Here is a 14,300-nt window from a genome sequence, read left to right as displayed (position 1 = left end):
CGCCTCAAGCTGTTGTGATGCGCGCTCCTCAGCGCGCTACACGTTGAAGGGACCGGGCAAGCAGGCCGTTATCCCGCTCGTCATTCCAGGTGATCACCTCTATTGGCACCATCCCCGGGTGGTCCTGAGCGTTGAACTCCTGAACCTCCCCGGCCAGCGGAGCATTGGTCACGATCAAGAGTCCGGCGTCGCCCGGCTCGGCGACTGAACTCACTTGAAGCATGGCCTCGTGGACGTCGAGCATCGTGAAGGGGCCGTATCTGCGCGCCTTCGCCTCGACGAGCGCCTTGCGGCCGTCTTCGAACTCAACGACGAAGTCCAAGGGGCGGCCAGGCCGGTGCGTTGCCACCTCTCGGGAAACCTGCCGAGCAGTGCCTCGAAGAGCTCGGTGAAGTTCATCTGTGTAGGTACGTCGGTCCGGGCCGGCTGATGCGACAGTCCTTGGACTGATGATGGCCGCAGCTTCGATCATGCCCTCTGCCCGGTCGGCGTCAGGCTCACGCTTTGCGACTTCGACCAGTTGCTCAGCTGCGTCAGCCATCTCGATGCTGTTACCAGCCCCCTCAAGCCGTACCAGACGTGTCCCTTGGACTGCGACGAGAAGGAAGGCGGCCCCAGTAAGGATCAACGCGGCGGACCCGACTTGGTTGGAGCTCTCAAAGACGGCGTAACCGCCGGCGCCGCCGGAGCTGAGGCCGACTGCGAGCGCAAGGCCGCGCTCAAGCTTGTTGAGAGGTCTGACCGGGCGGGTGCGAGGGACCGCCGGAGATGTCTCCTCTGCGGGCTGCTCGGGATTGGGCATGCTTTCTCCGCTTCCGCTCGTTCCAATGGAGATGTTGACAGCTCCATGCAAAGCGACAGTGACGGGCGTTCTGGTACAGCCAAGCCGACCGACGGCCATAGTCCCAGGCCGACGGGAGGCGATGCGACGAGCGGGTCGGCGGGCAGTCTTCAACGCGGGCCGGCAGAAGACATGATCTTGAAGGCGGAGGCGAGCGCCGCGCTGCGGCTTGCCCCTGCGGGCGGCCTCCGGCGTCCTCGGGCACCCGCAGCGCCTCCTGCAGAGTGCTGGCAATGATCTCGGCTGTCGTCGGCTATGGGGGTCCCGGATGGGCAGAGGCGGGCCACTATGGTCTGAATACCTGAGCCGCCCTCCTAAGCCGTGCGGCCTCCCCCGGGGCCAGCGCAAGGCGCGGGTGGCCGAGCTGCTGCGCACGGTCCGTGCCGCAACGTCCAAGCGTCTGACTCACTAGCAGCCTAAGCGAGGCGCCGCCAGCACCCGTAGACCGACAGCCTGAAACCGCATCGCCTTGACGGCTCCCAATACGTTGAGCCCAGAGTGGGCGGAGGGTGGCTCAGGTGGATCTTCTGGCGAATGGCCTGACAGCTCTTGTGGCGTTTCTATCCGTAGCTCTGGGTGGCTACCTATCCATCCGAGCCCAGTCCTGGCACTGGGACCGAGATCATCTTCGTCAGTGGTGTGATATCCGGCTCTCCGCCTTCGAGGACTTCCTATCGGCCTTTCGGGCTTACGTTGCATTCGCGTTGAAGCCGGCCGCCAAGCTGGATGCGGTGCCCGACCCGTATTGGCCGGGGCAGCTAATGCCGATCTTCGATGACGAGGGTACGGGTTACAAGGAACGGGTCGACGCTGCCAAGACCAAGGTCCGCCTAGTTGCGCAGTCTCAGGAAACTTTGGACGCCCTGGTTGAAGCAGTCCACCAGGCGTGCCAGCTAGCCGTTGATCGCGCGAGGAGCGTCGTAGGTGACCTCCCTCAGGACCGTCTCAGAAAAGTATGGGCTGCTGAACATGCCTTCTTGGCCGCCGCCCGGATAGAGCTTTCACTGCAACCCGTCAGCTTTCCGCGCTACGTGAGTCCGGAACCTCTCGGCCCAGCCGGCCCGCAGTCCGGTCGGTAGCGAGTCAGCGGATCGTCAGCGAACGCCGTACCACGTGGCAACTCGCGATTATGCTCGACGGCACGACCGGTGCCTCTGACCACGCGCACCGCAACCTTCCTTTCCTCCTAATCCCTGCGCACCCGAATCCCCCTCGATGTGCGCACCCGGACGGAGTGCCGACGAGAGGGCGGACGCGGCTGACGATCACTGATTTTCCGCCCGGCGCTCGACCCGGCCGAGCCGGGAAAGGCGCTCCCACCAGGGCGGGAGCGCTCCCCGGAAAGGGACGACCCCCGTCGGGGGAGGGGGGGAAGTGAGCTGACGTAGCAGCGAGAGTGATCGAGTGCCGTACGCATCGTTCAGCGCGAGCGAGTTCAACCGCCGACTGCGTCAGGCGCAGCAGGATCTCAACCGGCAGCTCCGCGCCGCGCAGCAGCAGGCGGAGCGCGAGTCGAAGCGGCAGATCGCCGCCGCCAACCGGGAGATCGAGGCCGAGAACCGCAGGATCGAGGCGCACAACCTTAAGGTCATCAATGACTGCAACCGGTCGGCCGACCAGCACAACCGCCGCGCCGACGCGCACAACAAGAAGGGTGTTCGACGAGATCAATTAGCGGCTCGCCGTGGCCTCCCGACCCCAGATGCAGGTTCGCTACACGCCCGCGGAACAGGAACTGGTCGACCGGGTCCAGGCCGCCCTGCCCGTCGACGACCGCGAGCACGGCCTGTTCTGCAGCTACGCCCGGATCGACGGCGAGGTGGTCACCGACGAACTGTACGCCGCACTGACGGTGCTGGGCTTGGAAGTCTGGCGCGACAAGGCTGAGATGAAGCCGGGCAGGAGCATGGCGCGGCAGCTGGACAATGGGCTGCGCTTAGCCCGCGCCGGGGTCCTCGTGCTGACCCCGGCCTACCTCGCCGGCCGCTTCTGGACCGAGCGGGAGCTGGGTGCACTACTGCATAAGGACAGCGTGATTCCGGTGCTGCACAACGTCACGTTCACCGACGTGAGGGAGTACAGCTCGTTCCTCGGCGACATGATGGGTTTCGACACCGCGGAGGACAGCGTCGAGGAGATTGCCGCCAAGATTGCCTCGGCTCTGATCGACCCGACGGTGATTGACCCGCCGCCTGAGCGTCTCCGCACCCGTCGGCGCGCTCGGCCGCGTCGGCGGGTGCGATCGTATCTGTGCCATCAGAGCCCGGCTCGCCAACAATTCATGGCCAAGGCCGGGCACAGACCCGGCACACCGAGCGCGAGTAACGGCGGAAGACGCCGGAAACCGATGGAAGCCCTTTCAGCAGGCCAGAAGGCGTGCCGGGGGCGCGTGGCAGGCCGGGAGGTTGGCGCTCTTACCTCCAGCATCTGTGACGACCTTCTCTTGGGGCACATGCGAGTCCGATGCAGCCAGCAGGATGTCAAATGAAAATTTCTTTTGCCGAGATAGCATCCGGCACCTACGACATTTCAGGCCCTATCCACTTCGGCGCGATACTCCTGCAGGGCCGCAGCGTTGACTATCTGCCGCGCAACATCATCCATTATGTACAAAATATCTCGGCGTAGGTCAACCCAATCAATCAAGGCAATGTAGTCGTCCTCACCATGGACGATGCGATTTCTAGATGCCAATAGCTGTTCATCAATCAAGTCGCGATAGTTGGCGTAGCGGTCGCAGTCACACCCGATTGAAATAAGTATGTCTTCCAGTCTGCTGAAGTTGAGGTTTGCCATGGTGCGAACTGCGTCTCGGCTATCTGGAATTCGGGCGAGCTCTGCTGACTTTTCACGGAGCTGTCTAACAATCCGCGCATGGATGTTTGATCGGTTTGTTTCTCCTAACTGCACTAGCTCTCGACGCAACGCTAGACCTACGATCTCGGGCCGCAGCTGTTCCCAAGTTAAGTTAAGCCGAGACAGATAGCACAGGTACGCATGCGCTGCGTTCTTTATAAATCCTTCCCAGTGGGCGTAGAGTAGCGATATTGCCCCCCGTAAAAGAGCGCGCTGAATGATGCGGTCAGCTTTTTGGACTTGGTTTCGAAATACCGATAGCTCTTTTTTTCGCCAAGCAAGGTCGGTGGTTATGACCTCATCCAATGCGTCGAGGGTGCGGACTTTCACGGCTTAAAGTGCGCCTTCGCTGCTGGAACGATGGCTGGAATCCGCGTTGTGCCTCGCACGCCACCTCGGGCCCTCGTCCGGAAGGCTGGCAAATCCCAAAGGCTGATGACTCTCTTCCGCAACTTGTCGTTACGATCTTCGATAGTAGTCCATGCGGCCAGGTTATGCTGCAGGCCGGTGGTCACCGCTTCGAAGGCAGACACGGATAGGCCTCCGGTGAAACGGCCTTTCGTCGTGTCGTACCGCCGGAAAGCTTCAGATCCCAATGCCTCGCTAAGCATCGAGAACGTTTTGCGGAATTGAGCGGCAGTCGCATCCCTGTCGAAACTTATGTCGGTCGCGGCCTTCAGCATCTTTTCTGTAAGGTAGGTGTCAACTTCTGGCATGCTCTTGAGCTCGGCAGCAGAGCTCTGAGATAAAGCAATGAATCGGCAGACTAGCTCCAGGTCATACTGCTCGTCGCCTTGACGGCTGGAAACGAGGGCGCAGTCACGGAACCCTTCGTCGTCCTTAAGTTCGGAAAGCCATTGAAAGAACGTGCGGTCCGCCATGATTAGCTGAACATTTCGAACTTCTTGGGGGGAAGCGCTTTCGCCGCCCGAGTTCAGGCGATCGAACAGCTCGTACTTGGCTTTGTCGTCACTCTCGGGCAACAAGATCTTGACGTCGATCTTGCTCCGCTTGATTGCGAGGCGCTGTCCTGGGGTCAGTGTCGGCTCTCTGTCAGACTCAAATGCCATTCCTTGCAAAGAGCGAAGATACTTCGTAGCTGTCAGGGTGCTCGCCGGAAAATGCTCCCCGGTGGCCTCGTTGATCAACTCACCCATAAATTCCAGGATCGTTGATATACGCTGGAGGCCGTCGATTACCTCCCATATTCCATCATGGCGCTGCATGACGAATATCGAAGGGAGGGGGATGCCGAGGAGGATGCTCTCAATGAGGCGAGACTTCTTTTCCTGTGACCAGCGGAAAAGCCTTTGGTATTCTGGTCGGATGACCAGCTCTCGGTTCTTGTAAAGATTTACGAGCTCGCCAATGGACATCGAGAACGCGTCGGCCTTGACGGTGGACCTTCCTGTGTCGATCTCATCCTGCAGCACTACCATTGGCCTGCCTTTGCGCTATCCGCTTCATTGACTGTCTAAGGATAGTAGTTTCTCCGAGACCGACATGGTGAGCTCCTCCCTCAAAATTCCTAACAGCGGCTATCATGCTGATTTGGGAGGTTTGAGGTACTAGCTGTGTCCGCGCAACGCCCTAAGCGGCTTCGAAACGGCCCCAGATGTCACCGGCGGCTCCCTCTCCGAGGCCTTCGCATGCATGGCGGTGCCCGCCCGTACGGACTGTCTTCGGGTGGCCCAGCCCTCATGAGGGCACCCGCAGGGTGCCACCCGAAAGTCAGCGGGTCGTCAGCGAGCGCTGTACCGCCTGGTTCGACTCGATCATGATCGACGGCGCGACCGATGCGTCTGACCACGCGTTACGGCACTTGATCACACTCGCTGCTACGTCAGGTCACTTCCCCCCGACGGGGGTCGTTCCTTTCCGGCTGCCGTGTCGGAGCGGCCGGCCCGGCGACGGGCCGACCGCTCCGATCGGCGGATCAGCCCTTGATCAGCTTGACGACCGCGCTGTCGTTGACCTCGACGTACCGGTTGTACTCGCTGTCGTAGCCCTGGGCCCTGGTGCTGACCTCCACGTAACCCTTGACGAACGGCACGGTGCCGGTCGGCGTGGCGGTGGCGGTCCAGGCCGCCGGGCTGCCCGGGACGCAGTCCACGCGGGTGGTGAAGTCACCCCGGACGATGGTCTTCTTGACGATCTCGGTGACCGTGCCGTACAGCGCCACGGAGGTCGGCTGGTTGCAGGTGACCGTGCCGTGCACGACCGCCTTGCCGCTCACCGTGCTGGCCGTGCCCTGCGTGGCCACGGCGAGCGCGAGGTCCAGCGGCGCCGGGGCCGGCGGGTTGGCGATGTGCACCTCGCCGCGGGCCGCCGCGGTGCCGCCCTCGCAGTGCTGCTCGAAGGTGGCGTCGAACGTCTGGACGTAGCCGTTCGGTCCGAAGACGGCGTTGAGCACGGTGAACGTGCCGGTCAGCTCGTTGCAGCCGCGGCCGTTCCCGTCCAGGCTCAGGCCGGGGCCCGCGCCGTTGAACGGGTAGCGGGTCGCGTTCTCGTAGGTGCCCGGGGTCAGCGGCTGGCTGCCCGGGGCGTCGAAGTCCAGGTACCACCAGTCGCCGCCGTAGCCGTTGACGTTGACCGACACGTGGCTGGCATCGGTCGACGCGGAGGTGGTGAGCTGGTCGCCGTCGGCGACCGAATAGGCGTACGACCCGCCGCCGGTGATGTAGTCGCCCTGGTCACCGCTGAAGGTGACCGAACCGGACGCCACCGGCTGCGCCTGTGCCGGCGCGGCAGCGACCAGCCCACCCAGCGCCCCCGTGATCGACAGGCTGGCCGCCAGGGCCGCCCTCCGCCAGGTCTTGTGCATCCCCGCTCCTCTCGGTGAGACAGCTGGGCGGTCGTACCGCCCGAAAGTTGCTGTCGATCAATTACCGCACGGAGTGGTGATGTCGTTACACCGCGAAGACAAAGCGTCCGAAAGGGACGGTCAGCGGATCACGGCGCGCAGGGTCTGCCGGGCCGGCTCGAAGCAGGCGAGCCCTCGGCCCTGCTCGTCGGTCACCACCCACGGATGGCCCACGTACGTCTGCTGCCGGTAGGACTGCCCCGCCTGGAGCACCGCGTACCGCTGGCGCCGGCCGTCGTAGTCCAGCCAGTTGACGACCACGGGCGCGGTCCGGGCGTTGACGAATTCGACGAAGGTCTCCGGCCCGCCCCCGCTGGAGCGCAGCGTCGACTCCCGGGACGCCGGCAGCGGAGTGAGTTCGCCGGGCCGGGACACCGGCGGCGTCGTCCGGCTGGCCGACGGCTTCGACGCCGGTGGTCGGGCGGTCGGAGTGGTGCGGCGGGGCGAGCTCGGCGAGCGGGTCGGCAGCGCCGCACGGGTGGAGAGCGACACGGGCGCCGGGGAGTACGACTCGGTCGGCAGGTCCGCGGCCGGCGTGCCGGGCGAGGCCAGGATCGCCTCGGCGCCGCCGGGCGGCGGCAGGTCGGGGCGGCGCGGCATGGCGAAGAAGCTGAGCGTGCCGACCAGCACCACCACCATGACCCCGATCGCCACCGAGGCGAGCGTGGCCGGGGACGGGTCGCGGAGCCAGCCCTCACCGCCGCTCGGCGGGGCCGGCCGGGCGTGGCGTCGGCCGGAGGGGGTTCCGGTGCCGTGCGGTGAATCGGTCATGGCCTCGATCCCGCGAGCGGTGCCGTCCGTGCCACGGCAGGGGGCTCCGATTATGCGGGACGGGCGGCGTTCCCCGTCAATGGCTGGCGGGGCCACCGGTTCCGGCTGGTGAGCTGGGCCGGACCAGTCGTCCGGGCAACGGTCCCCGCCGATCCGGCCGCGCCGACGCATAGCAGATCGACTCGTTCGGCGAGGTCTGTCCACAAGCCCCTTCGTTGTCCACAGGCGAGCGGTTGCGGCACCCGCGCGGCCGGCCCGATGGGCAGGCTCCACCACGGCACGTCCGAGCCCGACCGTTGGAGGCCGCCATGGCGCCCCGCACCCCGCTTCCGCCGTACCGTCGACTGCCGTTGCTCGTCACGGCCGACGGTGACCTGCTCGACGAGCTGCTGCGCCTGGCCGCGGCCGGCGGCACCGAGGTCGAGCTGGCGGCCGACCCGGCGGCCGCCCGCGCCCGATGGACGCCCGCGCCGCTGGTGCTGGTCGGCGCCGACCAGGCCGCGGCCTGCCTGCGGGCCCGTCTGCCGCGGCGTCCGCGCACGGTGCTGGTGGGACGCTCCGGCCAGCTCGATCCGGGTACGGAGTTGGCCGAGCTGATCGGCGCCGAGCATGTCGCGGCGCTGCCCGCGGCGGAGCCCTGGCTGGTCGACCGGTTCGCCGAGTGCATGACGGGGCCGGTTGGCGCGGGCCCGGGCCGCGTCGTGGCGGTGCTCGGCGGACGCGGCGGCGCGGGAGCCAGCGTGCTCGCCGGAGGGCTCGCCGTCAGTGCGGCCCGGGCCCGGCTCCGCACGCTTCTGGTCGACGCCGACCCGTTGGGCGGCGGGCTCGACCTGGTGCTCGGGTGGGAGCAGCTCGACGGGTTGCGCTGGCCCGAGCTGGCCGGCGCGGACGGCCGGGTGGATCCACCGTCGCTGGTCCGCGCGCTGCCCAGCCGTGGCGACCTGGTGGTGCTCTCGTGGGACCGGGGGGACCTGCGGCACCTGCCGGCCGAGGCGATGGCCGCCACTGTCGACGCCGGCCGCCGCGGGCGGGACATGGTCGTGCTCGACCTGCCCCGGCATCTCGACGACGCGGCGGTGATCGCGCTCCAGGCCGCCGACCGCGCGTTCCTCGTGGTGCCCGCGGAACTACGTGCCACCGCCGCCGCGGCCCGGGTGGCCGCCGTGGTGGCACCCCAGTGCGCCGACCTCTCGGTGATCGTGCGCGGCCCGGCTCCGGGCCGGCTCCGGGCGGCCGAGGTGGCCCGCGCCCTCGGCCTGCCGCTCGCCGGGACGCTCCGGCCGGAGCCCGGCCTGTGCCGAGGGCTGGAGCGTGGCGAGGCCCCGGGCGCCACCGGCAAGGGCCCGCTCGCCGTGCTGTGCCAGCGGCTCGTCGACGAGCTGACCGGTCGGTCCGCGGCGGGCGCGGCGTGACCGGCCCGGCCGATCCGGGAGAGCTGGCCGCCCGGGTCCGGCACCGCTTCGCCGCCGACGCCACCCCGGTCACCTCCGCCGCGGTGGTCTCCGCGGTACGCGCCGAGCCGGGCGCCGGCGTGCTCGGCGACACCACTCTGCTGCGGATCGCCGACCGGGTGCACGACGACCTCGTCGGCGCCGGCCCGCTCGCGCCGCTCCTCGCCGACCCACAGGTCACCGACGTGCTGGTGAACGGCGTCCGGGTCTGGGTCGACCGGGGACGGGGCCTGCACCAGGTGGCCGTGCCGCTCGGCACGGTCGACGACGTACGCCGGTTGGCGCAGCGGTTGACCGCGGCGGCCGGTCGCCGGCTGGACGACGCGTCCCCCTACGCCGACGCCCGGTTGCCGGACGGCACCCGGCTGCACGCCGTGCTGCCACCGGTGGCGACCGACGGCCCCTACCTGTCGCTGCGCACCTTCCGGCAACGGCCGTTCACGCTGGCGGAACTGGTCGACCACGGCACCGTGCCCCGGCCGGTCGCCCCGCTGCTCGACGCGGTGGTGGCCGCCCGGCTCGCGTACCTGGTCACCGGCGGCACCGGCTCCGGCAAGACCACGCTGCTCAACACGTTGCTCGGGCTGGTGCCCGGCACCGAGCGGATCGTGCTGGTGGAGGACGCCGCCGAGCTGCGCCCGGTGCACCCGCACGTGATCGGGTTGCAGGCGCGCACCGCGAACGTCGAGGGCGTCGGCGCGGTCGGCCTCAGCGACCTGGTCCGGCAGGCGCTCCGGATGCGACCGGACCGTCTGGTGGTGGGCGAGTGCCGGGGCGCCGAGGTGGTCGACCTGCTGGCCGCGTTGAACACCGGCCACGAGGGCGGGGCGGGGACGCTGCACGCCAACGCCCCGACGGATGTGCCCGCCCGACTGGAGGCGCTCGGGATGCTCGGCGGGCTGCCGCGGATCGCGTTGCACGCCCAGGTCGCCGCCGCCCTGCAGGTCGTCCTTCAGGTACGCCGGACCGGCGAGGGGCGGGTGCTCGACTCGATCGGCCTGCTCCTCCCGGGTGGCCCCGAACGGGTGGTGACGGTGGTTCCGGCCTGGATGCGGGGCCGTGGTCTCGGCCTGGCCGCCCGGCCGCTCGGCAACCTGCTGCGTGAGCGGGGCGTGCCCGTGCCGCCGATCCTCTGCGCGGTCTGGCCCGACGCGGCAGGCCCCTCGTGACCGGCCAGCTCGTGACCGGCCAGCTCGGGCTGGTGGTCGTGCTGCTGGTCGGTGCCGCGGTGACGGTCGGCTGGCCGGTACGCGCCGGCCGGACCCGACAGCGGGCGGTCCTCGACCCGCGACCCGGTCCCGGCCACCGGCCCACCCCTGACCGGCGGCCCGCCTCGACGTCGGGCGGTCGGACTGCGTTCCCGACGCGGCCGGCCCCTGACCGGTGGCCCGCCTCGACGTCGACTGGTCTGGCCGCGTTCCGGACCGTCTCCGTCCGGCGGGTCCTGCCGGCGGCGGCGCTGCTCGGTGGCGGGGTGGGGGCGCTCCTCGGCGGTCCGGTGGCCGCGCTGGCACTTGCCGTCTACGGCACGCTCGCGGCCCGGGCGGCGGTACGCAGGCGCACCCGTCAGGCCGCGCGGGCGGAGCACCGTCGTGATCTCGACCGGCTCGGTGCCGTCGCCGCCGATCTGCGGGCCGGTCTGCCCACCGACCACCTGCTCGACCACGGTGCGGGGCGGATCGCGCGGCTGACCCGGGCCGCGGTGCGACTTGCCGACCGGACCGGAGCGCCGCTGGCCGACCTGCTCGAACGGATCGAAGCCGACGCCCGCGCGGCCGATCGAGGGCTCGCCGCTGCCGCCGCCCAGGCCGCCGGCGCGCGGGCGACGGCGTGGCTGCTCGCCGCACTGCCGCTCGGCGGGATCGGTCTCGGTTACGCCATCGGCGTCGACCCGGTGGCCGTGCTCCTGCACACGCCGGTCGGCGGTGGCAGCGCCGTGGCGGCCGTGGCCCTCCAGGTAAGCGGGCTGCTCTGGGCGGAACGGCTCGGCGCCGGGCCAGGACGGGCGGGCTGATGTCCCGCCAGGTGGTTGCCGCCGTCTGCCTCGGCGGCGCCGCTTCCCTCCTGCTCGTCACCGGGGCCGCCGCCCGGCCGGTCCGGCGGCTGCGCCGGCTCGCGCCCACCCCTCGGCAAGGCCGCCCGAGCTGGTGGCCGGACCGGATCCGGCTGGGCGCCGGCCTGACCGCCGTGGCCGTGGCGGTGGTCGCCGGTGGCTGGGCCGGCCTGTTCACCGGTCTGCTGGCCGGTGTGGCCGCCGACCGTCTGCTGCGCCGGATCGAGCCCCGCGCCGTACGGGAGCGTCGCCTGCGCGAAACCGCGGACCTGCCGCTCGCCGCCGATCTGCTGGCCGCGGCGCTCCGGGCCGGCGCACCTGTCGACCGCTCGGCGCTCGCCGTCGCCGAGGCGCTCGGCGGGCCACTCGCGGACCGGCTCGGCCGGGTGGGCCGCACGCTGGGCCTGGGCGGTACGGCGACCGAGGCGTGGGCGCACCTGCGCCCGGTCAACGGGGCGGAGAGCCTGGTGACCGCCGCGGTCCGCTCGTCGAACAGCGGCGCCGCGCTGGCCGGCGCGCTCACCCGACTCGCGGACGACCTGCGGGCGGAGCGCTCGACTGCGGCCGAGGCGGCGGCCCGACGCGCGGGCGTGCTCATCGTGTTACCGCTCGGGTTGTGCTTCCTGCCCGCCTTCATTCTCGCCGGTCTGGTGCCGGTGATCGTCGCCGTCCTCGGCGACGTGCTGTGAACCATCGAGAAGGGACGTACGACATGCGCAAGCTCCTCACCCGACTGCGGGGTGACGCCGGCATGAACACCGCGGAGTACGCCGTGGGCACCCTCGCCGCGGTCGCCTTCGCCGGCATCCTGCTGAAGGTGCTCACCTCCGGGAACGTGCAGTCCGCGCTGACCGCTGTCATCGACCGGGCCTTGAAGTGACCGGACGCCGGTGGGTCGGCCGACACCGTGGCCGGTACGCCCGCGTTCCGGCCGCCCCGGTGGCGAGTGGCGGGGCGCCGTACGGCGTTCGGTGCGGCGTCGCCCGCCGTCGCCCCTGGGAAGCCCGCGAACGGGGGTCGTTCACCGCCGAGCTGGCGGTCGGCCTGCCGGCGTTGATGTTCCTGCTCGTCGCCGGCCTCACCGCGGTCGACGCGGTGACCACGCGTGCCGGCTGCGTCGACGCGGCCCGGGAAGCGGCACTCGCCGCCGCGCGGGGCGAACCGGGCCCACCCGCCGCCACCCGGTACGCCCCTGCGGGCGCGGAGGTGACGTTGACCGTGACCGGTGACCTGGTGACCGCGACCGTCCGGGCGCCCGTCCGGACGTTCGGCACGAGGCTGCCCCGGTCGACCGTCTCCGGCGTCGCGGTGGCCGCCGTGGAACCCGGCGCTCCCGGGCCGACGCCTTGACGCCGCAAACGCCGCAAACAGCGGAGAAGCCGGGAACGCCGGCGAGGCAGGGAACGCCGGGGCGGCTGGGGACGCTGGAGACCTTGTCACCGACCGCCCGTTCGGCCGACCGGGAGCCGCACCCGGATGAGCTGTCGGACCCGGCCGGGCCGAACCTTGCCGGATCGGGCTCTGCCGGGCTGCGCCTCGCCGGGCCGGACCTCGCCGGCCCGGGCCCTGACCGGCCGAACCTTGCCGGGCCGGGCCCTGACCGGCCGAACCTTACCGGGCCGAACCTTGCCGGGCCGAGCCCTGACGGGCCGAGACCTGGTGGGCCGTACGCACGCGGGCAACCCACCGGCCGGGCGGCGTCCGAGCGGGGTGGGGCGAGCGTGTGCCTCCTCGCCATCGGCCTGGTGTTCGTGCTCGCCGGGTTGTTCGGTGCCGGGCTCGGGGCCGCGCGTTGCGCGCGCCATCAGGCCCGGATGGCAGCCGACTTCGGCGCGCTCGCGGGCGCCAGCCGGGTGCTCGACGGGGCGGACGCCGCCTGCGGGGCGGCCGGCGCGCTGGTGTCCGCCAACGCCGGCCGGATGACCGGGTGTCGCGTCGACGGCCTCGACCTGATCGTCACGGCGCAGGTACGGGTCGCGCCGCTACCCGGGTTGATCCGCGTCGCCACTGCCACGTCCCGGGCCGGCCCGGCGCGCGAACTCGTCGGCACGCCATGACCATCGCCTGCCGGGCGACACTGGGTTCGCTACCGGCCGTCGGGCGGTGGAACCGCTCGGCGGTCGACCGGTGGAGCCCGCCGCGACGGGCCGCACCGGTCGACGCCGGCGTCAGCGGGACTGGAGCGCGTCCAGGCCCACCGCCATGGCGATGACCAGGCGGCGGTCGATGTGCGGGTGCTGGATGTCGACGACGTACCGGTCGCGCAGGCCCCACTTCTTGTCGACCGAGAACACCGACTGGCCGCCGGCCAGGAAGTCGAAGTGATAGGGCAGCCAGGAGAGCGAGTCGACGAAGCGGCGCAGCAGCGCCACCGGCAAGCTGCGCTCCTGTCCCGTCGCGGGCGGCAGCCCGGGCTGCTCGACGTGCCAGGTCGAACGCAGCAGCGACTGGGCGAAGTCCTTGCGGAACAGGCCGATCGGGTTGCCGGCGTGGTCGGTCACGTCGTAGGTGGCGCCGAGGTCGAGCCGCTGGCGGGCCTTGAACCCGAGCAGGGGGTACTGCTTGGTGTCGTCGGTGTAGATGGTGACCTGCTCCTTGAAGGCGAGCCGCTTCTGCTGCGCGAACGCGAGCAGCCCGCCCTCGGAGCCGTCCGGTGCCACGGCGTGCACCTCGTACTGGTTGACCATCATCCGGATCCGCTGGCGGACGATGAACCGGTGTTGGGCCTGCAGGCTGTCGAGCGACATCTGATCTCCTTCGAGGGGTCGCCGGAGTCTCGCACAGCGCCGCCACCAGCGCGCACCGCTGGTCAGCCCTGCCGGTGACCTTGGTCGGCCCCGGGCACCGAAGTGACGGTGCCGGTCATCGTCCGGCACCGTCCTCCCGGTGAGCTGGCGAGACGCCCCCCAACCCGACCGCGCTCGTCGCACAGCGGTTCGTGCCACGACGGGCGGTCAGCGTCCGCCGTCGACCGTGGCCTTCATCGCCCACGTGTTGAGCACCTGGTGGATACCGCGCAGGCGTTCGTTGATCTGGTCCAGCCGCTCCGCCTGGGCCAGGTTCGCCAGCGCGGTACCCAGCGCTATCTGCTGGTCCGGGGTAAGGCTTTCCTGGTCGATGGTGTAGAGCAGCTCGACGGTCTCGGCGATCGTGTCGGCCACGGCGGCACCTCCGGCGGGACGGGTCTCGGGTCGCGTCTGCGCTACCGGAATGATGCATGGAAGCGCTCCCATACATCAATGCCCCGCAACGCCGGTCCTCATGCCCCCGTCCCACCCACCAGACTCACCCCTCCCGCCAACCCACCCCGTCGATCTTGCGCTTTACGCCCAGGCGCATCGGGCAAACAGGGCGAGGTGTGGGCCGAAACTGCAAGATCTGTGAAGGTGTTTGTCAAGCGGTGGCTTCGAGGGTGCGCCAGATTTGGCGGGCTATGTAGCGTTTGAGGCTGCGGGTGATCTCGGC

The 14,300-nt window shown here is 69.7% G+C and carries 16 protein-coding genes; 9 read left to right on the top strand and 7 right to left on the bottom strand.

What is annotated here, in order from left to right; genetic code table 11:
- Positions 1 to 28 precede the first annotated feature (28 nt).
- Positions 29 to 802, bottom strand: coding sequence for a hypothetical protein (locus tag ACIA6B_RS31990; protein WP_396779132.1), 774 nt, complete (start codon positions 800 to 802; stop codon positions 29 to 31).
- A 557-nt stretch (positions 803 to 1,359) separates the two neighbouring features.
- Between ACIA6B_RS31990 and ACIA6B_RS31985 the strand changes: the two genes are divergently transcribed.
- Together ACIA6B_RS31985 and ACIA6B_RS31980 are read left to right on the top strand one after the other, a co-directional pair.
- Positions 1,360 to 1,920, top strand: coding sequence for a hypothetical protein (locus ACIA6B_RS31985; protein ID WP_396779130.1), 561 nt, complete (start codon positions 1,360 to 1,362; stop codon positions 1,918 to 1,920).
- A 623-nt stretch (positions 1,921 to 2,543) separates the two neighbouring features.
- Positions 2,544 to 3,329, top strand: coding sequence for a toll/interleukin-1 receptor domain-containing protein (locus ACIA6B_RS31980; RefSeq protein WP_396779128.1), 786 nt, complete (start codon positions 2,544 to 2,546; stop codon positions 3,327 to 3,329).
- A gap of 41 nt (positions 3,330 to 3,370) precedes the next feature.
- Here the strand turns inward: ACIA6B_RS31980 and ACIA6B_RS31975 are convergent, their stop codons facing one another.
- The 4 genes from ACIA6B_RS31975 to ACIA6B_RS31960 all read right to left on the bottom strand — a co-directional run bounded on the left by ACIA6B_RS31975 (position 3,371) and on the right by ACIA6B_RS31960 (position 7,331).
- Complete coding sequence (locus ACIA6B_RS31975; RefSeq protein WP_396779126.1) at positions 3,371 to 4,027, bottom strand: MAE_28990/MAE_18760 family HEPN-like nuclease; 657 nt, start codon at positions 4,025 to 4,027, stop codon at positions 3,371 to 3,373.
- Positions 4,024 to 5,136, bottom strand: coding sequence for a DUF262 domain-containing protein (locus ACIA6B_RS31970; RefSeq protein ID WP_396779124.1), 1,113 nt, complete (start codon positions 5,134 to 5,136; stop codon positions 4,024 to 4,026). Before ACIA6B_RS31970 ends, ACIA6B_RS31975 begins: the two co-directional genes overlap by 4 nt.
- Positions 5,137 to 5,633: 497 nt before the next feature.
- Positions 5,634 to 6,521 carry a hypothetical protein gene (locus tag ACIA6B_RS31965; protein ID WP_396779122.1) on the bottom strand — a complete coding sequence of 296 codons (888 nt, stop codon included), beginning with the start codon at positions 6,519 to 6,521 and terminating at the stop codon, positions 5,634 to 5,636.
- 120 nt (positions 6,522 to 6,641) lie between these two features.
- Positions 6,642 to 7,331, bottom strand: a complete 690-nt coding sequence (locus tag ACIA6B_RS31960) for a hypothetical protein (RefSeq protein ID WP_396779120.1) — start codon at positions 7,329 to 7,331, stop codon at positions 6,642 to 6,644.
- A gap of 308 nt (positions 7,332 to 7,639) precedes the next feature.
- Between ACIA6B_RS31960 and ssd the strand changes: the two genes are divergently transcribed.
- From ssd to ACIA6B_RS31925, 7 genes are all read left to right on the top strand, one after another.
- Positions 7,640 to 8,743: a septum site-determining protein Ssd gene (gene ssd, locus ACIA6B_RS31955; protein ID WP_396779118.1), complete on the top strand. Its 1,104-nt coding sequence runs from the start codon at positions 7,640 to 7,642 to the stop codon at positions 8,741 to 8,743.
- On the top strand, positions 8,740 to 9,951 hold the full coding sequence (locus ACIA6B_RS31950; protein WP_396779116.1) for a TadA family conjugal transfer-associated ATPase: 1,212 nt from the start codon (positions 8,740 to 8,742) through the stop codon (positions 9,949 to 9,951). The genes ssd and ACIA6B_RS31950 overlap by 4 nt, the downstream gene beginning before the upstream one ends.
- Positions 9,948 to 10,796 (top strand): type II secretion system F family protein, encoded by an 849-nt coding sequence (locus ACIA6B_RS31945; protein ID WP_396779114.1) that lies wholly within the window; start codon positions 9,948 to 9,950, stop codon positions 10,794 to 10,796. The genes ACIA6B_RS31950 and ACIA6B_RS31945 overlap by 4 nt, the downstream gene beginning before the upstream one ends.
- Positions 10,796 to 11,524 carry a type II secretion system F family protein gene (locus ACIA6B_RS31940; RefSeq protein ID WP_396779112.1) on the top strand — a complete coding sequence of 243 codons (729 nt, stop codon included), beginning with the start codon at positions 10,796 to 10,798 and terminating at the stop codon, positions 11,522 to 11,524. The genes ACIA6B_RS31945 and ACIA6B_RS31940 overlap by 1 nt, the downstream gene beginning before the upstream one ends.
- Before the next feature lie 23 nt (positions 11,525 to 11,547).
- Positions 11,548 to 11,715, top strand: coding sequence for a DUF4244 domain-containing protein (locus tag ACIA6B_RS31935; protein ID WP_013283643.1), 168 nt, complete (start codon positions 11,548 to 11,550; stop codon positions 11,713 to 11,715).
- 59 nt (positions 11,716 to 11,774) lie between these two features.
- Positions 11,775 to 12,185 (top strand): TadE family type IV pilus minor pilin, encoded by a 411-nt coding sequence (locus ACIA6B_RS31930; RefSeq protein WP_396779110.1) that lies wholly within the window; start codon positions 11,775 to 11,777, stop codon positions 12,183 to 12,185.
- Positions 12,186 to 12,556: 371 nt separating this feature from the next.
- Complete coding sequence (locus ACIA6B_RS31925; RefSeq protein ID WP_396779108.1) at positions 12,557 to 12,892, top strand: Rv3654c family TadE-like protein; 336 nt, start codon at positions 12,557 to 12,559, stop codon at positions 12,890 to 12,892.
- Positions 12,893 to 13,003: 111 nt separating this feature from the next.
- Here ACIA6B_RS31925 and ACIA6B_RS31920 read toward each other — a convergent pair whose 3' ends face one another.
- Both ACIA6B_RS31920 and ACIA6B_RS31915 read right to left on the bottom strand, forming a co-directional pair.
- Positions 13,004 to 13,582 carry a hypothetical protein gene (locus tag ACIA6B_RS31920; protein ID WP_396779106.1) on the bottom strand — a complete coding sequence of 193 codons (579 nt, stop codon included), beginning with the start codon at positions 13,580 to 13,582 and terminating at the stop codon, positions 13,004 to 13,006.
- A 207-nt stretch (positions 13,583 to 13,789) separates the two neighbouring features.
- Positions 13,790 to 13,996: a hypothetical protein gene (locus ACIA6B_RS31915; protein ID WP_107154710.1), complete on the bottom strand. Its 207-nt coding sequence runs from the start codon at positions 13,994 to 13,996 to the stop codon at positions 13,790 to 13,792.
- Positions 13,997 to 14,300: the final 304 nt, after the last annotated feature.

It is taken from the genome of Micromonospora sp. NPDC051141, from assembly GCF_044455765.1.
In the GTDB taxonomy this organism is placed as follows: Bacteria; Actinomycetota; Actinomycetes; order Mycobacteriales; family Micromonosporaceae; genus Micromonospora.
Note: the sequence above shows the minus strand (reverse complement) of the source record. Positions and strands in the feature narration are given on the sequence as shown.